At 54.0% G+C, this 22,434-nt stretch carries 21 protein-coding genes and 1 pseudogene; 11 read left to right on the plus strand and 11 right to left on the minus strand.

Translation table 11 applies throughout. The features are described from left to right. Window positions 1-54 precede the first annotated feature (54 nt). Both RGU70_RS17365 and RGU70_RS17710 read left to right on the plus strand, forming a co-directional pair. The gene (locus RGU70_RS17365) at window positions 55-276 is read left to right on the plus strand and encodes a hypothetical protein (RefSeq protein ID WP_322210618.1); all 222 of its coding nucleotides are present in this window, start codon (window positions 55-57) and stop codon (window positions 274-276) included. A gap of 374 nt (window positions 277-650) precedes the next feature. After that, window positions 651-899: pseudogene (locus RGU70_RS17710) on the plus strand (ISNCY family transposase); the annotation flags it as partial. A gap of 16 nt (window positions 900-915) precedes the next feature. Here the strand turns inward: RGU70_RS17710 and drt2 are convergent. Further along, window positions 916-2,193, minus strand: coding sequence for an antiviral reverse transcriptase Drt2 (drt2, locus tag RGU70_RS17375; RefSeq protein WP_322210620.1), 1,278 nt, complete (start codon window positions 2,191-2,193; stop codon window positions 916-918). Window positions 2,194-2,805: 612 nt separating this feature from the next. Between drt2 and RGU70_RS17380 the strand changes: the two genes are divergently transcribed. From RGU70_RS17380 to RGU70_RS17405, 6 genes are all read left to right on the plus strand, one after another. Beyond that, on the plus strand, window positions 2,806-3,453 hold the full coding sequence (locus RGU70_RS17380) for a nucleotidyltransferase domain-containing protein (protein ID WP_322210621.1): 648 nt from the start codon (window positions 2,806-2,808) through the stop codon (window positions 3,451-3,453). After that, the gene (locus RGU70_RS17385; protein WP_322210622.1) at window positions 3,422-3,853 is read left to right on the plus strand and encodes a hypothetical protein; all 432 of its coding nucleotides are present in this window, start codon (window positions 3,422-3,424) and stop codon (window positions 3,851-3,853) included. The genes RGU70_RS17380 and RGU70_RS17385 overlap by 32 nt, the downstream gene beginning before the upstream one ends. 143 nt (window positions 3,854-3,996) lie before the next feature. Then, entirely contained in the window at window positions 3,997-4,143 is a 147-nt protein-coding gene (locus RGU70_RS17390) for a hypothetical protein (RefSeq protein WP_322210623.1), read from the plus strand. Continuing rightward, window positions 4,133-6,076 carry a type I restriction-modification system subunit M gene (locus tag RGU70_RS17395; RefSeq protein WP_416186539.1) on the plus strand — a complete coding sequence of 648 codons (1,944 nt, stop codon included), beginning with the start codon at window positions 4,133-4,135 and terminating at the stop codon, window positions 6,074-6,076. The genes RGU70_RS17390 and RGU70_RS17395 overlap by 11 nt, the downstream gene beginning before the upstream one ends. Next, on the plus strand, window positions 6,073-7,410 hold the full coding sequence (locus RGU70_RS17400) for a restriction endonuclease subunit S (RefSeq protein WP_322210624.1): 1,338 nt from the start codon (window positions 6,073-6,075) through the stop codon (window positions 7,408-7,410). Before RGU70_RS17395 ends, RGU70_RS17400 begins: the two co-directional genes overlap by 4 nt. An 89-nt stretch (window positions 7,411-7,499) precedes the next feature. Further along, the gene (locus RGU70_RS17405; RefSeq protein WP_322210625.1) at window positions 7,500-10,688 is read left to right on the plus strand and encodes a type I restriction endonuclease subunit R; all 3,189 of its coding nucleotides are present in this window, start codon (window positions 7,500-7,502) and stop codon (window positions 10,686-10,688) included. 339 nt (window positions 10,689-11,027) lie between these two features. Here RGU70_RS17405 and RGU70_RS17410 read toward each other — a convergent pair whose 3' ends face one another. Genes RGU70_RS17410 through RGU70_RS17420 form a run of 3 tightly spaced genes read right to left on the minus strand, consistent with a single transcriptional unit; the run spans window position 11,028 to window position 13,078 of the window. Next, on the minus strand, window positions 11,028-12,083 hold the full coding sequence (locus RGU70_RS17410; protein ID WP_322210626.1) for a metallophosphoesterase: 1,056 nt from the start codon (window positions 12,081-12,083) through the stop codon (window positions 11,028-11,030). A 32-nt stretch (window positions 12,084-12,115) separates the two neighbouring features. After that, window positions 12,116-12,646 carry a hypothetical protein gene (locus RGU70_RS17415; RefSeq protein WP_322210627.1) on the minus strand — a complete coding sequence of 177 codons (531 nt, stop codon included), beginning with the start codon at window positions 12,644-12,646 and terminating at the stop codon, window positions 12,116-12,118. Window positions 12,647-12,655: 9 nt separating this feature from the next. Further along, window positions 12,656-13,078, minus strand: a complete 423-nt coding sequence (locus RGU70_RS17420) for a hypothetical protein (protein WP_322210628.1) — start codon at window positions 13,076-13,078, stop codon at window positions 12,656-12,658. 117 nt (window positions 13,079-13,195) lie between these two features. Between RGU70_RS17420 and RGU70_RS17425 the strand changes: the two genes are divergently transcribed. The 3 genes from RGU70_RS17425 to RGU70_RS17435 all read left to right on the plus strand — a co-directional run bounded on the left by RGU70_RS17425 (window position 13,196) and on the right by RGU70_RS17435 (window position 15,870). Then, a complete protein-coding gene (locus RGU70_RS17425; RefSeq protein ID WP_322210629.1) occupies window positions 13,196-14,092 on the plus strand; it encodes a helix-turn-helix transcriptional regulator in 897 nt (298 codons plus the stop codon). Window positions 14,093-14,224: 132 nt separating this feature from the next. Next, entirely contained in the window at window positions 14,225-14,806 is a 582-nt protein-coding gene (locus tag RGU70_RS17430; protein WP_322210630.1) for a hypothetical protein, read from the plus strand. Then, window positions 14,806-15,870 (plus strand): hypothetical protein, encoded by a 1,065-nt coding sequence (locus tag RGU70_RS17435; protein WP_322210631.1) that lies wholly within the window; start codon window positions 14,806-14,808, stop codon window positions 15,868-15,870. The genes RGU70_RS17430 and RGU70_RS17435 overlap by 1 nt, the downstream gene beginning before the upstream one ends. A gap of 360 nt (window positions 15,871-16,230) precedes the next feature. On the opposite strand, the gene RGU70_RS17440 is transcribed toward RGU70_RS17435, so the two are convergent. From RGU70_RS17440 to mdcC, 7 genes are all read right to left on the minus strand, one after another. Next, a complete protein-coding gene (locus RGU70_RS17440; RefSeq protein WP_322210632.1) occupies window positions 16,231-17,889 on the minus strand; it encodes an NAD+ synthase in 1,659 nt (552 codons plus the stop codon). Window positions 17,890-18,037: 148 nt separating this feature from the next. Beyond that, entirely contained in the window at window positions 18,038-18,955 is a 918-nt protein-coding gene (locus tag RGU70_RS17445) for an ACP S-malonyltransferase (protein WP_322210633.1), read from the minus strand. Then, window positions 18,952-19,860: a triphosphoribosyl-dephospho-CoA synthase MdcB gene (gene mdcB, locus RGU70_RS17450; RefSeq protein WP_322210634.1), complete on the minus strand. Its 909-nt coding sequence runs from the start codon at window positions 19,858-19,860 to the stop codon at window positions 18,952-18,954. The genes RGU70_RS17445 and mdcB overlap by 4 nt, the downstream gene beginning before the upstream one ends. Continuing rightward, complete coding sequence (mdcG, locus tag RGU70_RS17455; RefSeq protein ID WP_322210635.1) at window positions 19,845-20,522, minus strand: malonate decarboxylase holo-[acyl-carrier-protein] synthase; 678 nt, start codon at window positions 20,520-20,522, stop codon at window positions 19,845-19,847. The genes mdcB and mdcG overlap by 16 nt, the downstream gene beginning before the upstream one ends. Then, window positions 20,506-21,222: a biotin-independent malonate decarboxylase subunit gamma gene (gene mdcE / locus RGU70_RS17460; RefSeq protein WP_322210636.1), complete on the minus strand. Its 717-nt coding sequence runs from the start codon at window positions 21,220-21,222 to the stop codon at window positions 20,506-20,508. The genes mdcG and mdcE overlap by 17 nt, the downstream gene beginning before the upstream one ends. Beyond that, a complete protein-coding gene (locus RGU70_RS17465; protein WP_322210637.1) occupies window positions 21,219-22,118 on the minus strand; it encodes a biotin-independent malonate decarboxylase subunit beta in 900 nt (299 codons plus the stop codon). The genes mdcE and RGU70_RS17465 overlap by 4 nt, the downstream gene beginning before the upstream one ends. Beyond that, on the minus strand, window positions 22,115-22,426 hold the full coding sequence (mdcC, locus tag RGU70_RS17470) for a malonate decarboxylase acyl carrier protein (protein WP_322210638.1): 312 nt from the start codon (window positions 22,424-22,426) through the stop codon (window positions 22,115-22,117). Before mdcC ends, RGU70_RS17465 begins: the two co-directional genes overlap by 4 nt. Between the last annotated feature and the right edge of the window lie 8 nt (window positions 22,427-22,434).

A 22,434-nucleotide genomic window follows, 5' to 3' on the forward strand; every position in this document is an offset into this window, starting at 1 on the left:
CGCACTGGGCTGAAATTAAACGTGGTTGTCGCTGGGCAGATGTAATAAGGAAAATTGGATATTATAAAAATCACTAGGGAAAATTATGGCGGCAGTGCTGGGAGTAAGAGACACGCAAAACGTGCGGAGAATCAACAGATGTTGCCGTTCAAATCATCAAGCGATACGATGGCTACATTGGCGCGACGAATGGCCCCTAAGAAAATTGAAACGATGTCAGTTAATCGGGCAACTGATTTCCAGGGCGACTATAATTTTACATTAGATAAATTATAAGTATTAATTGATGCAATTCTTGTAGCTAATGTTGTAATGTCCGCTTTTAGCAAAATTCAAATGTTCGTTTTCCAGATTGAGCGCATTGTGCTCTCAACTGGGAGATACCATGAACCACGCTGGCAGCATAACAATGACGATGCGCGGCTGGCCCGGACGAAGGTCATGCAAGCCCTGGTAGATGGCAATTTGAAGCCACAGCTAGCTGCACAGCGAGTTGGGCTGACGGTGCGCCAGGTACGCAGGCTAGCAAACTGATACCGAGAATAAGGTCCGAACGGACTGGTATCACGGCGCTATAATCGTCCCAGACACAATCGTCGGGCAGCCGATATCTCTGACATGGCCTTGAGCATCATCCGGAAACGGTACGCGAGCTGATCCAGATTGATGGCAGCGACCATCGTTGGTTCGAGCCACCTGGTCCTGCCTGCACGTTGCTGGCGCATATCGATGATGCGACGAGCCGGTTGATGTATCTGCATTTTACGTATTCAGAATCGACCTTCAGCTATTTCAAGACGACTCGTAGCTACCTAGAGCACTACGGCAAACCGCAGGCGTTTTACAGCGACAAGGCCACCGTATTTCACAGCATCAATCCCAAAGCCGCGAGAACCGGCTATAACATTTAGTCACCTACGCGGCGATTTCCTTATGAAGACGCGACCAAAGACCGTCAAGCTGTCGCCGGATGCTTTTTGAATTCATAATTCGCGCTGCACGATAACCGTAACTGACAAAATTCCGTCGCCCGAGATAAGAATATCGTTTGTAAAGTGACTTTTTAAACAATGGCTTTTCACTTTCCCCTCGAGATAGTCTTGCAGCATTTCGCTTTGCCATTGTTGCCTTTGCAACCCGCACTCCTTTTTTCATGCGCTCAGAATATCTCGCTAGAGACGCAGAACGTAGAAAAACACGATCGCCGTCGAAAAGAAATCCCAAGTATTGGAGCGGTTTAGATGTTGCCAACACACCTTTGACCCTTATGAAGTCTCGGCTCTCCGTCTTCGAGCTCTGAATTGTCAGTTTTATTTTCTTTATTTCCTGATCGACAAAAACACTCAATGAATTTTTGTACTCTGTTGGCACAATGAGCAACATATCATCACAGTACCGTAAATAGCAGCCGCCAATCCCTTCCACAAATGCTTTGACTGTTACGTCAAAACTCATCATGTAAATGTTTGACAGGAGGGCACTTATTGGAGACCCCTGTGGAATTCCGTGTGGTACTGGATTGACTTTTATTAATCCGTTTTTTCTAACTCTCGCTCTAAATTCGCCAGGCGAACAAATCCGTTCAATTCCGTTTTTAGGATTATTTTTTGAAATCTGGAAAAGCTCATAGAGCTCATCCCGATTAACCCTTGAATGCTTTGTCAGTGATTTAAAAACAGAAAAATGGTCAGGTGGTAAATTTTCTTTTTTTAAAACATTTGTCCATGCTTGTTTAAGTGTCTCATGATTTAAGTTGTTAAAGAAACCCTCAATATCGAGGCAAAGCACATGACAAGTATCTCGCTTCTGAATTTCGGCAAATGCATCAAACGCAAACTCAATATTGCTCTTATTTAATGCTCGAAAAGCAAGCACTGATGACCCAAGCGCTAATTCGCCAATCGACTTTTCATATCTCTTTGAAAGGCTATAAGAATAATAGGAATAAATGTGGCTATCAAGATGCGACGCGTACGCAATCGGTCGCACCTTTGGGATTTTTTCGAGTTTTTTTGATATGGGATTTTTTTTGACTTTTTCCGTAGAAAGCTCAAAGTCAATGAAAGGATGAAAGCTGCGCTTTGCAATTTTTTCTGGGCTGGAAACTATACTTTGGGCAGTACGAAAGTCTATTGGACGATCAAAATGCAAATACCCTCTTCGCGTATACCATGGATGCTTTTTCTTGAACAATTTGTGAATCTCATGGTGACTAGCAAACCGGGAGAGCGAAGATGGCGGCTATCTACGAACCGCTCTCCCGGATTAACCAAGTGGTCTTTATCCTACCATTTCACCCGACGAATCGAGCCTAGCCGCGTATGTTAGAAATGATTCATAATGTTCATATCACCATGGAGGTATCCTTGAGGAATCCTGTCATCGATCTGCTATCAATCTGCTGGCTCCTTGCAACTTCGGGCTTCGCGGGACTTGACAACTTGTAACACACCTCTATGCCTTTGCATAAAGCATTATTATCATATCAATTTCTTTCTATAAAAACAACGCATCAATCTCAATAAATTCGTTTGAAAAATTTGGTTTTTTCTTTTGATAATACCTGACCAAATTGTTTGGTATTTCCGCGACTGTCGCAGTGCCACTTGCCAAGTATCTTCGCCTTAGCAATGCCCAAGCTGCGCCAAAAGAGCCTGACGGCAAAGGGTTGTCTTTGGAATACACCCTCGGTTGAGTCCCATCCCACAAAGAAATAGTCTTAAAGAAATTTGTAGGGCTTCGCCTCCCAATTCATTTTTCCTGAAAAAAATCAATTGCCACCCCTTTTAAATACACGCGCAATACATGACTAGCTTGACAATACCCTTATTGGGTATTATTATTCCCATTATGGGTATTTACGCAGACGCACTATTTACGAAGACGCAACAGCGAGTGCTGGCCGTGCTATATGGTCAGTCACAGCGGTCGTTTTACGCCAACGAAATTATTGGGTTGGCGTCAATCGGTTCTGGTGCCGTGCAGCGCGAGCTAGCGCGACTGGAAGCTTCGGCCTTGGTGACCGTGCGACGAGTGGGAAATCAAAAGCATTACCAGGCAAACCACGAAGCACCAATATTTGAAGAGCTACGCAGTATTGTTTTAAAAACGTTCGGCGTGGCCGATGTATTGCGCGCAGCGCTTCATTCACTGTGGCCGCTGGTGGATATTGCGTTTGTCTACGGTTCACTGGCTAAAGGTACTGAGCATGCCAGCAGTGACGTTGATTTGATGGTGATTGGAGCAGTGACGTCAAATGCAGAATTACTTGAAGCGCTATTACCAGCTCAAGCGCAGTTGGGACGCGTTGTGAACCCGACTCTCTACACACCGGACGAGTTTGCACAACGCGTGCGCGATGGTCGGTCATTCATCGTCCGGGTACTGGAGCAACCTAAAATCTTTGTCAAGGGGTCCGAACATGATATTACCCGCCTCGGCAGCGCTGGCTAATTTAGCGCGGATTGGCAAGTTCAAGGCGGAGCCACCCGATGCGCGGGAGCGTGCTGGCTTGTTGCGTTCTGCCAGCGTGCGGTTGCAGGATGCCCGACAACCTATGCTTTCATTGGAAAGCCGTTTTGATCTTGCCTACAATGCCGCCCATGCTGCTGCATTGTCCACCCTGCGGGCCCATGGCTACCGTAGCGAAAATCGTTACCTGGTATTTCAATGCCTAGAGCATACGCTGGGATACAAACCGGAGCAGTGGCTATTGCTTAATCATGCTCACAAAAAACGTAACTTAGCCGAATATGAAGGTGACCTCGATGTTACCGTAGGCTTTGTCGAAGAGCTGATTGAACATGTCTCAAACTTGATTGCTGCTGCCCAGGCGCTTGAGTCTGCATCATGATAACGAAAGTATTCTCCCAATCGGCATTGGTGTCGACGCTGCAGGTTGGCGAGCAGTGTAAATTAAGACGGTAATCCGGTGACATATGACACATGTAATTAATCGCGACGGTCGCTCACGATGGACCAGAATGAGCGGTCACGATGCGCAAGAATATCCATCGGCTTAGCATCACGGCATTGACGGAAGAGGATGCATTGCAACATCAAATTAATGAGCTCCAGCAGCGTCAGGCATTGCTCGCCGCACATTGTTGGTCGCTGGAACATAATGAAGAAAATGGACAATAACATCATGAACCAACAAAACCTTGCCGATTTCATCTGGAACGTTGCCGACACTCTGCGCGGCGATTTCAAGCAGTCCGAGTTTGGCCGCATCATCCTGCCCTTTACCGTGCTGCGCCGTTTGGAGTGCGTACTGGAACCCACCCGCAAACAGGTGCAGCAACAATACGCCGGATTAAAAGGGTCGCTGGTTGATCTGGACTTGGTCTTGCCCAGTACCGCCAAGGCGAGTTTTTACAATATTTCCGAATTTAGTCTGGCCACGGTCGGCTCCACCACCACCCGCGCCAACCTGGAAGACTTCATCGCAAAGTTCTCGGCCAACGCGCGCCAGGTGTTCGAACACTTCGCTTTTGACGGCTGGCTGACCAAGCTGGAAAATGCCAACCTGCTGTATCTGGTCACGCAAAAGTTTGCCGCCATCGACCTGCATCCAGACACCATCAGCAATCATGAGATGGGCCTGGTGTTCGAGCATCTGATCCGCAAGTTTGCCGAATCGGCCAACGACACCGCCGGGGAGTTTTTTACCCCGCGTGATGTGGTGCGGCTGGTGACGACCCTGGTGTTCTCTAGTGACCACGAAGCGCTGAACGGCAAAGGCGTGGTGCGCACCGTGTACGACTGCGCCGCCGGTACCGGTGGCTTCCTATCCTCGGCGATCGAGCAGGTCGCCGAGTGGAACCCCAATGCCCGCCTGATCCCGTACGCTCAGGAATTGAACCCCGAGACCTATGCGATCTCGGTGGCGGACAAGCTGATCCAGGGGTACGACACCAAAAATATCAAGCTCGGCAATACCCTCTCTAACGACCTGCTGCCACACGAACAGTTCGACTATTGTCTGGCGAATCCACCGTTCGGGGTGAAATGGGAAAAGGTGCAAAAGCACGTGCAGGACGAGCAAAAAAATCTCGGTTTTGGCGGTCGCTTCGGCGCGGGCCTACCGCGTGTTGGCGATGGTTCTTTGCTGTTTTTGATGCATCTGCTGTCCAAACGTAAACCGGTGGAGCAAGGTGGTAGCCGCATCGGCATCGTGCTGTCCGGCTCGCCGCTGTTTAACGGCGGAGCAGGATCGGGGGAATCGGAAATCCGCCGTTGGATATTGGAAAACGACTGGTTAGAGGCCATCATCGCGCTGCCGAATGACCTATTCTACAACACCGGCATTGGCACCTACGTGTGGGTTCTTTCCAACCACAAGGACGCCAGCCGCAAAGGCCGAGTGCAGCTGATCGACGCCACCAGCATGCATGCGCCGATGCGCAAATCGTTAGGCAGCAAGCGCAAGTTGCTATCCGAGGCACAGATCGCCGAGATAGCGCGCCAGCACGATGGCTTTGTCGAAGCCCCTACCGCCAAGATTTTTAACACCACCGACTTTGGTTATCGCCGCATTACTGTCGATCGCCCGCTGCGCCTGAGTTTTGCCGTGACAGCGGAAAGCCTTGCCACCTACCGCGACATCAAAGGCGCCGAGCATGCCGATGCCTTTGCCGTGCTGCTGGAACGCGATGGCCATTTTGATGACCTGCCCAGCTTCCTCACGGCGGCCAGGGTGAAGAAGCTGGGGAAGGCAGCGCAGAAGGCCGTGTTTACCTACTTCGGTACCAAATGCCCTGAGGCTGAGCCAATCAAGGACGCCGATGGCAAGCTGCTGCCCGATGCCGACCTGCGCGAAAACGAGAACATCCCACTTAATCAAGACATCAACGACTACTTCAAACGTGAAGTGCTGCCGCATGTGCCGGATGCTTGGATCGACGAAAGCAAGCGCGACGAGATGGACGGCCAAATTGGCATCGTCGGCTATGAGATCAACTTCAACCGCTATTTCTACCAGTACCTGCCGCCGCGTAAGTTGGCAGATATCGACGCCGATCTGAAAGCCGTAGAGATGGAAATTGCTGCGCTGCTAAACGAGGTAACGGCATGAGCTATTACAAGCCCTATTCGGCATACAAGGATTCTGGGGTGGGGTGGGTTGGCGAGGTACCTTCTGATTGGGACGTAACTCCACTATTTGCCGTTGCAAGCGAAAGGAAGGAGTCCAACAAAGGAATGGTTGAAGACAACTTACTGTCTTTGAGCTACGGCTCCATTGTCAAAAAAGACATCAACACAAATGATGGTTTGCTGCCGGAGTCGTTTGAGACCTATCAAATAGTCAGACCAGGCGACATTATTTTTAGGTTGACTGACTTGCAGAATGATAAACGAAGTCTTCGTACTGCAGTTGTCAGCACGAAAGGGATCATCACTTCAGCTTACGTGGCCGTGAGCCCAAAATCGATAGAGCCACGGTATTTTAATTATCTTCTTCGAGCTTACGATGTTCAAAAAGTTTTTTATTCGATGGGCGGCGGCATGCGTCAATCGATGAAATTTGAAGACTTGCGTCGCATGCCAATACTCGTCCCTGGCAAAGATGAGCAGGAGATTATTTGTAAAATGCTCGATCGCGAAACCGTCCGCATCGACGGTCTGGTCAGCAAGAAAACTAGCTTTATCGAACTGCTGCGCGAAAAGCGCCAGGCGCTGATCACTCACGCCGTCACTCAGGGCCTCGATCACAGCGTGAAGATGAAGGATTCTAGGGTAAAGTGGCTGGGGGATGTGCCAGCGCATTGGGACGTAGCACCAATGAAATATATATGTGAGCTTCTAAAGGACGGCACCCATTTACCTCCGCCTCGTGTTGACGATGGGCCACGATTGTTGAGTGTTAGAAATATTGTTGATGGTTGTTTCACCGATCGCGACGACGACTCAAAAATATCCCAGGATGACTATCGGGAACTTTGTCGATCTTTTGTACCCCTTGAAGGAGATGTTTTACTTGCTATTGTCGGAGGGACGCTTGGAAAGACAGCCATTATTCCAGTGAAATTGAATAATTTTCATATCCAGCGAAGCTTAGCTATTTTCAGGCCTCGCCAAAAACGAATGAAGTCTAGTTGGCTTCATTTGATATTCCAATCAAGTCTTTTTCAATCGTTATTGTGGGAACATGCCGGTTATTCAGCTCAACCCGGCATTTACCTTGGTGCACTCGGCGGCTTCGCCGTGCCACAACCTCCCATTGAAGAGCAAACGCGGATTATGAATTATGTCGATATACAAACAAGCCCCATCGATACTCTCATCACCAAAACTGAACGCAGCCTCGAACTGCTCAAGGACCGCCGGAGTGCATTGATTACTGCGGTAGTTACTGGGCAGATCGACGTCAGGCCGAACACCGATCGGCAAGATCAGCAGGCGGCTTGAACAATACGAAAACGAGTGCGGTTGCTGGTTAAGAGGAGCCCTTTTTCTCTAACCGAACCTGACGAAAATAAAAAGTAGAAAGCGTCGCCATGAGCCAGATCCACCACGAATGCGAGCTCGAACGCCATATCGTCGAGCAACTCACGGCAGCCGGTTGGCTGCTGGGAAAATCTACCGGCTATGACCCAGCCAGGGCGCTGTTCCCGGAAGATGTGATCGGCTGGCTTCAAACCAGCCAGCCGCAAGCCTGGTCCAAGCTTAGCAGCCTGAACGGCGCTGGCACCGAAACAGCCGTGCTGGACCGGCTGGTGAAGATGCTGGAAAGCAAAGATGGCGGCACCGTGAATGTGCTGCGTGACGGCTTTGCGATAGCTGGCGGTGGCACCTTGGCGATGAGCCAGGCGCTGCCCGAGGATGAGCGCAACCAAACAGTGCTAGCGCGCTACGCCGCCAACCGACTGCGGGTGGTGCCGCAGTTGCGCTACTCGCTCGACAAGACCGACGAAATCGACCTAGGATTTTTCATTAATGGCATTCCAGTGGCTACGGTGGAACTGAAAACCGACTTCACCCAGTCGGTCGAGGCGGCCATGGACCAGTATCGGCAGGATCGTCCGCCGAAGAATGAGAAGACCGGCCGCGTCGAGCCGCTGCTAGCGTTCAAGCGCGGCGCGGCAGTGCATTTCGCGATGAGCGACAGCGACATCCGCATGAGCACCAAGCTGGCTGGCGATTCGACCTTTTTCCTGCCGTTCAACCGGGGCAACGATGGCGCAGCGGGCAACCCACCGGGCGCGAACGGTAGCTATCCGGTGAGTTATCTGTGGCAAAGGGTGCTGCAAAAGGACAACTGGCTGCGCATTTTCCATCGCTTTGTGCTGCTGGAGCGCAAAGAAACGCAGGACGTGAACGGCACAACCACTTTCAAGGAAAATCTGATCTTCCCGCGTTTTCACCAATGGGAAGGTGTGACCAAGATGGTCGATGCGGTGCGGGCGGAAGGTGCTGGCCAGCCTTATCTGATTCAGCACAGCGCTGGTTCCGGAAAAACCAATACCATCGCCTGGATGGCACATTCGCTGATCCGCGTGCGTCGGCCAGATGGTAAACCGTACTTCCATAGCGTGATCGTGGTGACCGATCGCACGGTGCTGGACAAGCAGTTGCAAGAGGCCATTGGCCAGATCGAACATCAAACCGGCGTGGTGTGCGCGATTGACCGGCAGCAATCCAGCAAGCCAAAAAGCCAGCAATTGGCTGAAGCGATGTTGGCCGGTGTGCCGATCATCGTGGTGACGCTGCAGACCTTCCCTTGGGCACAGAAATTGATCCTCGCCGAACAGAGCCTGCGGGATCGGCGCTTCGCCATCATCATCGACGAGGCGCATAGCTCAACCGGTGGCAGCAGCGCCGATGATTTGCGCTATGTGCTGACAGGGCAAAGCGAAGAAGAATGGGAGAAGCTGAGCAAGGAGGAAAAGCTATCGGTATGGCAGTCTTCCCGCCAACGCCCAAGCAATGCCAGCTACTTCGCCTTCACCGCCACGCCCAAACACTCCACGCTGAGCCTGTTCGGTCGGCCGCGTCAACCGGATCAACCGATATCCAAAGACAACCCACCCGTGCCGTTTCACCTGTACACAATGCAGCAGGCCATTGAAGAGGGTTTCATTCTCGATGTGCTGAAGAACTACACCAGCTATGACGTCGCGTTCCGTATCGGTTCGAAGTTTGCCGAGAGTGATGATGAGCGCGTGGACGAAAAGAGCGCCAAGCGCGCCCTGGCCAAATGGCTATCGTTGCACCCGACCAATGTGGGCCAAAAGGTGGAGCTGATCATCGAACACTTCCGCGCTAACGTCGCCCACCTGCTGGGTGGCCAAGCTAAAGCCATGGTGGTCACTTCTTCAAGGGCGTCTGCGGTAAAGTACCAGTTGGCCCTGGATCGTTACTGCCAGAGCAAGGGTTATCAAGGGATTCAGGCGATGGTTGCATTCTCCGGCGAGGTCGCGAATAAGGATGTGCAAGACGGTCAATTCGCCGATGAGTATCAGTTCACCGAAACTAACATGAACCCTGGCCTTAAAGGGCGGGAAATGCGCAAGGCATTCGATACCCAGGACTATCGGGTGATGATCGTCGCCAATAAATTTCAAACGGGCTTCGACCAGCCAAAACTGGTGGCCATGTACTTGGATAAGAAGATTTCAGGTGTGGAAGCGGTACAGACCCTATCGCGCCTGAATCGCACGTATCCGGGCAAGGACAAGACCTTTGTGCTGGACTTTGCCAATGAGTCGGAAGAAATCGTCAACGCATTTAAGACCTTTTATCGCGATGCCAAGGTGTCGGATGTACAAGACCCAAACATCGTATATGACATCAAGCAGCGCTTGGATGGCATGTTAATTTACGAAACCAGCGAAATCGTGGCTTTTGGCGATGCCATCGTGAATAAGAGTGTCACGCATCAGAAACTGTATTCACTGACCCAAGCCGCCACCGACCGCTTCAACGGCAAGCTGAAGGCATTGAATGATGCCATCGATAAATGGGATGAGGCCTGGCGTATTGCAAGCGACGCAGACGACCAGAAAGGCACGGCGCACGCGGATGTCCAGCGATCAGAACAGACCAAGGCGCGGGATGAGCTGATGATTTTTAGCGAGAGCCTGACCAAGTTCGTGCGAAGCTACGAATATGTGGCGCAGCTGGTGGAATTTGGCGACCCTGGCCTGGAAGCGTTTGCCAGTTATGCGCGCCTGTTGCGCAAGCGCCTGAAAGGCATCACGCCGGAGCAGGTGGATTTGGGCGATCTGACGTTGACGCATTACAAAGCTATAAAGGGTGATACGTTGACTGGGCTTTTTGCGGTTGAGCAGATACCGGAGCTATACGGGATTACCGATAATGGCTTACGTGATGGCCGCGACCGTGAAAAAAAATATCTATCTGAGTTGATTGAAAAACTGAATGATGCTTTCGGCAAAGACATCAGTGACAAAGATAAGGTGGCCTTTGCGGTGCATGTGTCTGAAAAGCTGCGCGATGACGCGATGGTGATGGCGCAGGTGCAAAATAACAGTCGGGATCAGGCGATGAAAGCCAATCTGCCAGCCGCTGCCGTCGCTGCAATTGTTGAGGCAATGAGCACCCATCAGAGCATGGCCACAAAGCTGTTGAGTGACGAATTGACGCGAGATATGTTCTTTGGCGTTGTATATGAAATGCTCAAGAAGGACATGAGCGGGGATTTGTTGACAGCCGCTCGCCGATAGATGAGCTTTTTCAGGGACTCCGTCGCAAGCGTAACCCAGCGAGCTCAATACACAGGTTCATTTTTCCGAGAGTATCGGAATTTTTGTGTGTAAGGCATATCTCACTGATCTCTCAAAGGAGACTGTATGCCAAGCAAGACAAAACCCTGCACCACGTCCAGGGTAATCCCCCCGCAAAAAAGTAAAAATGGGGGGATTACCTTGTTACTGTCGTCAGTTACCATTACCTTCTCCTGAAGTTGTTGACCACATTGAAGAACTGAATTTGACCTGGCAACTGCATACATCAAACCAGGAAACTGTCAGAGCAAAATGCGACTACTAAAAATAAAACGGCACTCACGACATAAAACCCACAGTCGCGATGAAATGACCATCATCAAACCGCAACATCCGTTCCGGCCATTGCAGCGCGGCCAGTTTAAAACGGGCCGCCACCGGCTCGCAGGCCTTGCGTGCAGACCAGCGCGCACCCACAGAGAAATCAACACAAAACACATTGCCTGCCACGCCATGCCACGCCTGCGGCAATACGCCATCAAACAGGTCAGGGCCGCCTTTGTTGGCATTGGCGTCGCTACTGTCGAAACGTCGCCAATAATGGCCGACTACCACCGGTATGCCGTCGGTATATTCATCCCACCATTGCACGCGTTCGGTAAAGCGCCATTTGCCACTCGAATAAAAAGCAGCCTCCCCCTTGCGCTCCACGCCCGAGGTCAGGACCTTGAGTGGGTTCATCATTTGCTTAATTGCTTCGTTGTCGGCAAGTGCGTGCATGAACGGCGGCTCATGCTGAATATTTTCCAGTCCATGTTCCCACCTCAGCCGTTCCTCTGCCATGCGCGGCTCCAATTCGCGCGCGCATTGTTGCGCCACCTTCTCCCAGGCATCGTAGTGTTGACGGACACTGCCTAGCGGAAGGTCGCGGATCTGATCAAGTTTGTCGCTAATCCAGGCAGCATGAATCACGCGCAAATCAGCTCGCTCCAGCGCGATGGGCAAGGTCGACAGAAACGCCACGATCTTGCTTCTGGCCGTTTCATCTGCATAATTGAGCGGCGCATAGCGTGCTTGGTCGCGCTCCTTGCGTTCTTCAAAAAACCATCCCGATCCGTCTTTGGCATCCTCGCGGAGTAGATTGATTTCGTGGTTTCCCAATACCGCGACGGCACGGCCGGTACGGATCAAGTTTTCTACCAAGGCCAACACGGCGGGGCTATCCGGCCCCCGGTCGCAAAAGTCACCGACAAAAACCAAGGTTCTCCCATCGGGATGTTGTCCCTGCTCGTCATAGCCCAGATGGCGCAACAGATTGCACAGTGCTTCATATTCGCCGTGAATGTCGCCGACGATGTCCAACGGTCCTTCAGGCAGGGCTTGAATCAGGTTCATGACATTTTCTTATTTGTGTGAAGCGCGTTGGTTTAATCGCCGGTACAGGCGCGGATACGATGGTTGTCATAATTGAAGCACTCGTACAATACATTGTCTTGGATGATTTCGCGTGCAATTCTTCGCGAATTAATGGGCCAGTCTTTCGGTTTAATGGAGGGCCAGGGCTTATCCGGAGGCTCCTCCATGTCGATGACATTTTCCTGTGATGTGTATCCGACCGACCATTCCGGGCTTGTTGCATACGTTACTCCGTCGTATGTCATCAACCACAGCATTTGTTTATTGCCCAGTGGCAAGGCATCGACCAAAGCTGTCAGGTGTCCTTCCAGATGATCCAGGTACGCCTCTTCCAGCCAAGAGTCCATTCGCATCGAGACGCAAATTTCCTCCCATAGGTTGTTGATGCCTTGCCCCTCCATAAGGCCAGGTTTTTCCGACTGACATTTGCGAATCAGACGTTTAGTCAGTAATTCACAAAGCTGCACTGCCTGGTCTTGCAATACGGAACGATACAAACCATAGGGATCATGCATCGGTGCCCGTGTACCAAATTCAAACATGGTTTTTCCTTAAACGTCTGTGTCAACACGACGGCTGAAGGGAATTCCCTTGTCCGCCAACCAAGCGATGAGTTGCTCCACATCGGGGAAAGGATCGGCCAGGCTCTGCGGCAGTTGCGCATCACAGATGGTCGTCATGGCCGCCAATGCAGGCATTGTCAGAGCGTAGGCGAGCAAGAGGCTCTCCATCGCAGGCAGATCGGATGCGGCGACCGTGTAGGTAGTGGCAACCTCTCCCCCGCAGAATCTTTCCGTCAGCTCTCCCCTATCGTACAACTCGACTTCCAGCCCTCCGAGACGGTTTAACCTCACAAAGCCGCATGCTCCGGGCAACCGGCTCACCATACGCACACTGTCTGGCGTCTTCGCTTCAGAGGCTTCTTGCTGCCCATCCGGATTGCTCATCATGTCCTCGGTTGAATAGTTGCTCATGGTCTTTCCCAGTAAAAATATATACGATCAAATTGATCTTAATAAAACTATAGCATCAATTTGATTCGTTTGTGATATATTCAATTCATCTTGTTTTTAACCCTGAGGCTTGTCTCTATGTCCCCTCCTCCCATGCCATTGGATGCCTTGTCCGCCGCGCAACGCGAACGACTGGCCTATATAGAATTTCGTCTGTGGTTCCTCGGTGAGGTGAGCCGCATGGATGTGCTGCAGCGTTTTGGTATCGCCACGGCGGCAGGCACGCGCGATCTGGTGCTGTATCAGGAGTTGGCTCCAGGCAATGTGGCGTACATCAAGAAGCGGCATTGTTATCTGCCGACGTTCAAGCCGCTGTTTCAGCATCAGGTGCAGCGCGTGCTGTCGGCGTTGACTTCCGGCTTCGGGGATGGCGAGCGCGATACAGGCAACTCCTTGTTGCCGCATGATGTTCCGGCGCGGCTGAATCAACCGCAGCTGGCACCGCTAGCCATGGTTACGCGCGCCATTCACGGCGGCTATCCACTCAAGCTCAAGTATTACTCGATGAAGCGGGGACTCAGCGAGCGGGAAATCATCCCCCATGCGCTGGTGGATTCTGGTTTGCGCTGGCATGTCCGGGCCTACGATCGCAGCAAGCAAGAGTTTCGTGATCTTGTCCTGACGCGCATGGAAAAAATCAGCCCTTTGAAGGAGCGGGACCCTCGCACCGAAGTATTGCCGCAGGAATGCCAGCTGGCCGATGTGCATTGGCAGCGCTTGTTAAACATGAGCTTCATCCCGCATCCGGGCCACCCGCATCCTGAATCGATCATGCGCGACTATGGAATGACCCATGGCCAGTTGTCGGTGCAGGTGCGCGCCGCCAATGCCGGGCATGTACTGCGGCAATGGCAGGTGGATTGCTCCCCGGACGCGAGCCTGCAGGGGCCAGAGTTCCGGTTACGACTGACGGATCTGCGCCTGCTCGACGATCTGGACAATGCAGTACTGGCTCCCGGATACACCAAGCTCTGACATTGCCTGCAAGCATTCTGCTTGTTGAGTTCGAATCTGCACCCTTTACTAAAAATTGCTTCCCTCACAGGACGGCATGTCCCGTAACGCCCACTCCCGTCCAAATGACCGGACACCTCACCCAGGAACATCATGAAACTCATCGCTACCCTGATCGCCACATTGACTCTCTCCGCTTGCTCCTCCGCACCGCCCTTGTCAGCGGTGCCGCCAAACGTCCAGGTCGCCAGTGTTCCCTCCGACTTGCTGACCACCGGTTTTACGCGTGGCGGCCTGACGCTGGTATTCAATAAATCCGGTCAATGGGAGCGCATCACTTCCGTGTCGGCAGTCACTATCGGCAGCAATTTGATCGGTGCCGCGGATGAATCCATTACCGTGGCGACCATGAAGGCGCGTCGCCAGATCGCGGAATTCATCAATACGGACGTCAAGAGCAAACGCACCCTGACGACCATCTCGACAACCATTCAGAAAGCGGAAGGCAAGACCGGAGGGGAACCCGAAAATAACAGCGACGATGAAAGTCAGACCTCCGCCAGAATTGCGCAGATGGTCAAGGACAGCATCGTTCAGTCCAGCCGCGCCATCCTGACTGGCACGATGGTGGAGAGCGAGTTTATTGATGCCGAAAAACGCCAGGCTATTGTTACCGTCTTCGTCGATCGCAAGACTGCTGCGGCAGCGCTGTCCATGAGCGGACGGGCTAAATAATGCGCGCCGTCCTTGTTGCCCTGATGCTGGCGATGCTTGCCTCTATTGCCAACGCAGTTCCGTTACCGATCCTGACCACGCTAATCGGTCAGGGCATCAAGCTGATCGAGTTCTCACCGGAGAAAGTGGTGGTCAATGCAACCGGGACGGGATCAACCCGCGAACTCGCCATTACAGCGGCTTTGCTGGCGGCGTCCCATCAGGCGCTCGGTTCCCTTATCGTCAGCACCCAGGAATCGGCAGACGACAAACTGGTACGTGATGAGATCATCCAGCACACGACTGGCATTGTGAATAAATATGACGTCATCTCCTGCGACCGGGCCGACGGACGGTACGAATGCACGATCAAGGCCGTGGTCTCTACTTCTCCACTGCGTACGGCGGCGATATCGCTTGGTGCTAAGGTTCAGACCTTCGACGGCGGATCTGCCTATGCCGAGCAGGTGAGCATTCGAAACAGCGTGATCGAAGGGCGCAAACTGGTCATGAGCTTAGTCGACCAATTGTCGACCTCCGGCATGGATCTGAAGCTGAAAAGCACAGCGGCAGTTCCGACAGATAGTGAAATGGCATCCGTGCTAATAAAGTACACGGTATCGATCAATCCTGAGTTTGCCGACTCGATGAAGTCCATTCTCAGTAGGCTTGAGGATTCTACCGACAAGCAACGGATAAGCACGCAACCGGGGTATATCACGGTAGTCGGTGGCTGGCCGGTTAGTACCTATCGAATGTATGACGGGAAGATGGTTGCGCAGATTGGCGAAAGCATGAAGGAGCAAGCGATATTATCAGTCCTTATCACCGTTCGCGGCGACAATGACGAGTCGCTTGGCACCTACTGCGACCGAGCAAAGACACCCCTCTTCGCTAAGAACATGGATTACGATATCTGGCGCAAGACGGACAACACCGCCGCAAGCGTTCGATACGTCAACGATCCAGTGATTTATACCGGACGCAGCGGAACTCGCTCAGTGCAGATTGCCATGCCAGAGGAAACGCTTTCAAGAATGCGCTCGGTATCGATCAACGCCGGATGCAAACTACCGGCAAAGTAATTAGTCCTACCTATCAGCAATTTTTTTTGCATCCACGGTTGCATCCATGAATTAAATTAAAAAGTGCACACCTCTTATTTAATAGGACTTTTAAGCTCTTATCCAAGTCCACCTATCCCAAACACACGTCAGAGAATTTCTCTGGCGTCTTAAAACCCGCTTCCAGCCCAGTGCTGAAGCGGGTTTTTTGTTGATGTACCTGATGCATCTGATGTGTCCGCTACACGGGCGCTTGCCTATCCGTTCACCGCATCTATTTCCAAAAATCAGCGCACACTCAACAAGGTTGCTCTGCCCGGTCACTCAGAGGTCGCTTAAATCACTCAGGCCACTCAGATCACTTGCCAGGCACGAAAGCCATTACTCCGCAGCACCCGGATGTCGCACCCGATTCCGTTCCATCACCTGCCAGCCGTTCGTAATCGGATAGCGCCGATCCCGGCCAAAGGACATGCTGCTGATCTTGACTCCGGGAGGAGCCTGTCGACGTTTGTATTCAGCAACATGCAGCAGCTCGTTCACCCGCCTCACCAACGACAGTGAGAACCCCTGCGCCGCCACTTCATCCACACCAAGCCGACACTCCACCAACTGATGCAACACCGCATCAAGCAAGGCATAGGGCGGCAGCGTGTCCTGATCGGTTTGCCCCTCATACAATTCCGCAGAAGGCGGCTTGCTCAGTATGCGCGGCGGAATAACTTCACCATGAAGATTGCGCCACGCAGCCAGTGCAAACACCGTAGTTTTATACGCATCCTTAAGCACTGCAAAATGCCCGCACATATCGCCATAAGGCGTAGTGTAACCAACCGCCATTTCAGATTTATTTCCCGTATTCAATAGCAATAAATTTTCCTTACTACTGATCGCCAGCAAAATGCCAGCGCGCAAACGCGTCTGGTTGTCGCCGAACGCCAGATCCGATACTGGCCCATCAAACACCGTCTCCAACATGGCTCCGAACGCCTGCATCCCCAGATCAATGGGAACGGTATCGATCCTGATACCCAACCGCTGCGCGCAATCGGTCGCGTCCTCAACACTATCGTCGGAGGTAATCGGCGAGGGCATCATCACGCTACGGACATGCGCTGCGCCCAATGCGTCGCTGGCAAGCGCCGCCGCCAGTGCGGAATCAATACCGCCGGACATGCCAATAACCACGCCAGCAAAACCGTTGCGCAGTACAAAATCGCGCAAGCCCAGCATCATGGCGCGATAGATCATTTCCGTATCGCCCAAACGCGGCTGAACAGTTCCCGCCAGCGGAGACCAACCTGCGCCCTCGTTCTGTAAACGCACGAACTCCATATCCTCACGAAAGACGTGCAGTCGCGCGCAGATATCGGCCTGCCTTCCCAACACAAAACTGCCGCCGTCGAAAACCAGTTCGTCCTGCCCGCCGATTTGATTCACGTACAACAGCGCCAGCCCGGTTTCTTGCACCCGACTGATAGCGGCACGTTCTCGCGCATCAGGTTTACCCGTTTCAAACGGTGAGGCATTCATGGCGATGAGCAGCTCAGCTCCCGCGTGTTTCAGATGCGCGGAAACATCGGCAAACCACATGTCTTCACACACCAGCAGTCCGAGCTTCATGCCCCGCCAGAGAAGCGGTTCCGGCATCGCGCCGGGCGTGAAATAGCGCCGCTCATCAAAGACGCCGTCATTAGGCAAATGGTGTTTTTCCTGACGCGCAGCCACGCGGCCGTCTTGCAGCAGAAAAATCGCATTGAACACGATCTCTTCCTCGCACCACAAGGAGCCGATCAGCATGGCCGGGCCGCCGCTTGTCATGCGCGCGCATTGCTCCAGCGCCTGCATCGCGCTTTGCTGAAATGCCGCGTTGAGAATCAGGTCTTCCGGCGGATAGCCGGTCACGTTCATTTCCGAGAAGACCACCAGGTCGGCTTTGGCGATGACTGCGACTTGATAGAGCGCAGCGATGCGGGCAAGGTTGGCGTCGATATTGCCGACGGTGAACGCGGCCTGAATCAGGGCAATGGAAACCGACATGAGGGAAGTGCTCCGAAGAAATGATACGAACGTCGACGCTCGTCAAATGAATCGGGCCATCATAGCAGGCGTTAAATATCCGACTCAGCGGCAGACTGTCAAAAGCCAACGAAGGGGCAGGTCGGGCCAGATCAGTTACGCCAACCCATCAATCGAGTCTATCCAGCCACTGCCGTATCCCGGCCAGACTGCGAAATTCCGAAACAGAACGGCAGGCAATCTCCGGATGCCGCACCCGCAACATGCGCGACAAAGCCGCGCCTGGGCCGAGTTCCAGCACCACTGTAATGCCCTGCTCCACGCAAGCGTCCATGCAGGCAGTCCAGTCAATCGGCTGCGTGAGCTGACGCATCAGCGCCTCTTGCACCGCCGTCTTGTGGCGCAAGACCTGCCCCGATACACCCGCCAACAGCGGTATATGCGGATCATGGAAAGTCATCTGTGCAAGCCTTGCCGCGAACGGGTCAGCCGCGCCCTGCATCAAGGGAGTATGGGAAGCGACCGACACCGGCAGATGGCCAATGCGCGCGCCGCGTGCCTGCAAATCGCATTCTGCGGCCAGTAAATCCGCCTGTCTGCCACCGGCGATCAGCGTATCGAATCCAGTGTCGATGGCGAGGTAAATTCCGTACAGTGGCAAGCGTTCTCGCACGATATCAACAGCGAGGCCAGTGACTGACATCAATCCCTGCGGCGCATCAATTGCGCAGGCATCCATCAAAGCGGCGCGTTGTGCAGCGAGTGCAATCAGCTCCGATGCCGGCGCTGCGCCCGCAACACCACAGGCAGAAAATTCGCCTATGCTGTAGCCCGCCACTAACATCGGCTCTGGCAGCGCGTCTTTGAGCAGATCCCATATCGCCAACGTGGCAGCGACGATCAGCGGTTGCGCAATGCGATTGGCGAATAACAAGCTGTCGTCGGCCAGGATGCTTGGCAGCGGATACGCCAGCACCGGGGCGAGCGCGACGCCCACCGCTGCCTGCGCCTCCGCTGGCAGCAGATCGAACATGCCCGGATTCTGTCCGCCTTGACCGGGACATAAAATCGCCAGCCGCCCGCTCATGTCCCTGTCGCAGTACACGCCTGCATGACCAGACAACTACCCGCCAGCAAATCGGCCGCACCGCCCGGCGAGAGTCGGTGCCGCACGAATTCAGCATGACATACCAGCGCCCGCGGCATCCAGTCCGCCGAAGCCGTACCACCCGCATCGAGAAAATCGCGACCGGCGTTTTTCACACGCGCCGCACCGTCTTCCGCACCGCGATGGTAAACATTGGTATCGCTGATGTGCGCCATCAGCGCAAACAGCGCGTCGATTTTGGCGTGTCGTTCATCGCCACCGGCAGCGCGTGTTGCGTGCATTTGCGGCAGCGCGATGTGAAACAAGGAAGGAAATCCGAGTGCGCCCTCTTCTCTTGCACCGCCCACCGCATGCAGTGCGGCAACCTGTGCGCCGTGCGATGCGGTGCCAACAGGCAGCGTGTGTCGCGCCAGACCCTCGCCCCACTGAATTAATAAATTGGCTTGAATCGCTGCCGCCGACAGCACGATGCCCTGTGCGCGACAAGAAGCAATCGCCGCGCACAACATCCCCAGACAAAAAATCGCGCCGCGATGCGTGTTGATGCCACCGGTCGCACGCAACATGCGCGCCTCAGCGACGATGCCGAGTTGGCGCAATACCTCGAACGGCGCGCCTGCCATGCCGGCCAGCGATATCTGCACAAAATAATGGCGCAAGGAAAACAAACTGCGCATAAAAATGGCGGCATCCATATCGCGATGGCTACCGTTATCCACCAGCGACACCAGTCCCGGCTTCGGATAGAGCGCCAGTTCCTGATACAGACTACGCACCGCCATGCGACCCAACTCACGACAAAAAAGATCGTGCCGCCGTTCATCGGAACGTGTGCGTTTTGGATGACGGCGCACATCCTTATGAAAAATCAGATGACGGTGCATGACCTGCCTTCCCAGCTTTCCAGCAAGTGATCGATGCGCTGCAATTGCACGCCGCGATACCGCTTGAGCAATACGCGATTACCCGGCAGAAGCGCCGCTTGTCGCCACTCTTTCCACGCCACTGCGCCGGATTCGCCGAAGCTGATTTCACCATCGAGCGGCAACGCCTCGGCATGACGCGTCAGCAGCGCCACGCCCTGCTCCAACTGTCGTCGGTCGCGCGGAAGAAACAGAAGATCGATATCGGAACTGTCCCGCAGATAAATGTCTTGCGTCAGCGCTTGCCAGGACAAGGAACCGTAAACCCGAATATCGAGTTGCAGCGCCGCCGCTTCGTCCTTTAAATATTGCAAAGGAATTTGCCATGCAGTCGGGGCAGCCGTGATGACAGCGGCTATCGACAAGGGTGGATTTTGTTCGCGAATATCGGTCGCAGTCACACGAAACGCAATCCGCAATTTGTCGCCCTGCGCATCCGGCGGTAAGGCAATACCGAGGCAGACTGCATCGAGATCAGCATCGTCGTCAGCACGCCGTACCACGGCAGGAAGGTCTTCGGTTTGCCAGCGCTGAAGGTGAGGACGATGCGGCGCAGGCACCTGCTTGCAAGCCTGCGCCCAACCTGATGCCGTCAAGCAAACCAAATTATGGCGGGGAAACATGCGTGCCGCCGACAATCGCTTGCACCACCCGCTGCGACCAGTTGCGCCCGCCGCGTGCCGCACCCAAGGCTGCGCGTTGATCGACGCTGGAGGCCTCTGCCAGCGCTTGCTGCAACTGCGCGGCCAGATCGCCGCTCCAGATGGCAGCGAGGCCGCCCATGCGCAGGTAATTTTCCGGGCCGGGCGCAAACACCGGATTGTCCTTTGCCAGCTCCACCAGCCGCTCTTCCGGTACTTTGGTAATCCGCGCCATGGCCGGCAAACCCATCACGCGGATGGTCGCATCGGGCAAGGCATAGCAGGCATCCGCCATCAGGCCGCTAGTAATGAAACCGCCCGACAGCGCCTGATCGTAGACCAGACCAATGATCTTGTGGCCGCAACGACGCGCCAGATCGATGGACTTGCCCAGATGCGCCATGTAGCTGTTGATGCCCAGCATTTCATCGCGATGCCGCAGGCGCTGGCCTTGCGTATCGACCAGAATCACAATGGCACGGCCCGGATGTTCGCGCACTGTGCGCAGAATCGCTTGCGCTTGCAACAAGGCGATTTCAATGCCGATAGGCGTGTGGCCGGTGGTGCCGACCACGCTGACGGTCTCGCTACCGACCTGCGCTGTGCCGCATAAAAAATCCTCGCGTTCGACGATCTCGTGTCCCTGCGGGAATAATGCCGTCGCTAATTTTTGCCAGTTCATGCTTGCACTCCCTGCCGCAATGCCTGGTTCTGCGCCACGAAAGCCGCGGCTTCCAGCATCGGGATATCCTGCGCTGCGACGACGCCCAGACGGGTCCAGATTTCCATCGGGTCTTGCGCATCGCCAAAACGCTGCATACGCTCAGTCAGCATGGCGTGTTCCGCCTCCATATTTTCCAGCGTCAATTCGGAGGAGGCGCTACGCAAGACTTGCAAGGTGCGCCATGCCGCATCGCGAAAAGCATCGATGTCATCGGCCACGATGTCCTGACAATCGCCCAGCAAATAGCGGTGTTTACCGCCACTGGTGCGCCAGACCAGCGCCCGGTCGCGGGAATCGAATTCTTCGACACCGTTTGCAGTTTCGATCACTTCCGGGCCGGACATGGCGAGTCGTCCTTCTTCCGACATGATGATGGCATTGGTGCAGCGAGCGACGATGCCCATGCCGCCGAAACAGCCGTTGGAGCCGCCGATCAGCACGATCACCGGAATTCCGGCAGCGCGGGTATCGAGCACAGCACGCATCACTTCCGAGACCGCGATCAGTCCGGCATTGGCTTCATGCAAACGCACGCCACCGGTTTCCAGCAAGAGGATGACGCCATCCGCTTCTTCCGCCACCGCACGCTTGAGCATGCCGACCAGTTTCGCACCATGTACTTCGCCCACGGCACCGCCCATGAAACCGCCTTCCTGCGCGGCGGCAAACACGGTCGCGCCGTGCAGACTGCCGCGGCCGACGATCACGCCGTCATCGAAGGAAACCGGGGCGTCCAGTTGTGCCAGATGCGGACTGACGATGCGTTCTGCAGGGGGTAGAAATTCGGTGAAGCTGCCGGGGTCCAGCAGTTGCGCCATGCGCTCGCGGGCATTGGCTTCGAGATAGCTGCTCATTTTTTCTCCAGCATGGCTTCGACTGCCTGATCCAGCCGCAGGCTGACCACGGCCGGCGTCGCGCCCATGTCGTTAATGGAAATACTGACGTCGGTCAGTTGCCAGCGTTGATGGAAGTCGTGCATGACTGCTTCCCAGATAGCGCCGAAGCCGCGTGCAGCGGTATTGATATCGATCTTGCAGGCACCGCTCAGCGCGGCCGGCTCAATGAGCACTTCCAGGTTGCCGGAGCCAACCACGCCCACCAGTTCCGGTGCGGCAGGCAGTCGGCGCGAACCGTGTTCAAAACGGTAATGTAAAGTTTCCATGGAGTGTT

The organism is Herbaspirillum sp. RTI4 (assembly GCF_034313965.1).
In the GTDB taxonomy this organism is placed as follows: Bacteria; Pseudomonadota; Gammaproteobacteria; order Burkholderiales; family Burkholderiaceae_D; genus Herbaspirillum.

Bases quoted from the DNA above. Each gene is read 5' to 3' on its own strand.
- RGU70_RS17405 (WP_322210625.1), top strand. From the start codon at position 7,500: ATGAGCCAGATCCACCACGAATGCGAGCTCGAACGCCATATCGTCGAG.
- RGU70_RS17385 (WP_322210622.1), top strand. From the start codon at position 3,422: ATGATATTACCCGCCTCGGCAGCGCTGGCTAATTTAGCGCGGATTGGC.
- mdcC (WP_322210638.1), bottom strand. From the start codon at position 22,426: ATGGAAACTTTACATTACCGTTTTGAACACGGTTCGCGCCGACTGCCT.
- mdcG (WP_322210635.1), bottom strand. From the start codon at position 20,522: ATGTTTCCCCGCCATAATTTGGTTTGCTTGACGGCATCAGGTTGGGCG.
- mdcE (WP_322210636.1), bottom strand. From the start codon at position 21,222: ATGAACTGGCAAAAATTAGCGACGGCATTATTCCCGCAGGGACACGAG.
- RGU70_RS17395 (WP_416186539.1), top strand. From the start codon at position 4,133: ATGGACAATAACATCATGAACCAACAAAACCTTGCCGATTTCATCTGG.
- RGU70_RS17400 (WP_322210624.1), top strand. From the start codon at position 6,073: ATGAGCTATTACAAGCCCTATTCGGCATACAAGGATTCTGGGGTGGGG.
- RGU70_RS17420 (WP_322210628.1), bottom strand. From the start codon at position 13,078: ATGAGCAACTATTCAACCGAGGACATGATGAGCAATCCGGATGGGCAG.
- RGU70_RS17390 (WP_322210623.1), top strand. From the start codon at position 3,997: ATGCGCAAGAATATCCATCGGCTTAGCATCACGGCATTGACGGAAGAG.
- RGU70_RS17415 (WP_322210627.1), bottom strand. From the start codon at position 12,646: ATGTTTGAATTTGGTACACGGGCACCGATGCATGATCCCTATGGTTTG.
- RGU70_RS17380 (WP_322210621.1), top strand. From the start codon at position 2,806: ATGACTAGCTTGACAATACCCTTATTGGGTATTATTATTCCCATTATG.
- RGU70_RS17465 (WP_322210637.1), bottom strand. From the start codon at position 22,118: ATGAGCAGCTATCTCGAAGCCAATGCCCGCGAGCGCATGGCGCAACTG.
- mdcB (WP_322210634.1), bottom strand. From the start codon at position 19,860: ATGCACCGTCATCTGATTTTTCATAAGGATGTGCGCCGTCATCCAAAA.
- RGU70_RS17430 (WP_322210630.1), top strand. From the start codon at position 14,225: ATGAAACTCATCGCTACCCTGATCGCCACATTGACTCTCTCCGCTTGC.
- RGU70_RS17425 (WP_322210629.1), top strand. From the start codon at position 13,196: ATGTCCCCTCCTCCCATGCCATTGGATGCCTTGTCCGCCGCGCAACGC.
- RGU70_RS17445 (WP_322210633.1), bottom strand. From the start codon at position 18,955: ATGAGCGGGCGGCTGGCGATTTTATGTCCCGGTCAAGGCGGACAGAAT.
- RGU70_RS17435 (WP_322210631.1), top strand. From the start codon at position 14,806: ATGCGCGCCGTCCTTGTTGCCCTGATGCTGGCGATGCTTGCCTCTATT.
- RGU70_RS17440 (WP_322210632.1), bottom strand. From the start codon at position 17,889: ATGTCGGTTTCCATTGCCCTGATTCAGGCCGCGTTCACCGTCGGCAAT.
- RGU70_RS17410 (WP_322210626.1), bottom strand. From the start codon at position 12,083: ATGAACCTGATTCAAGCCCTGCCTGAAGGACCGTTGGACATCGTCGGC.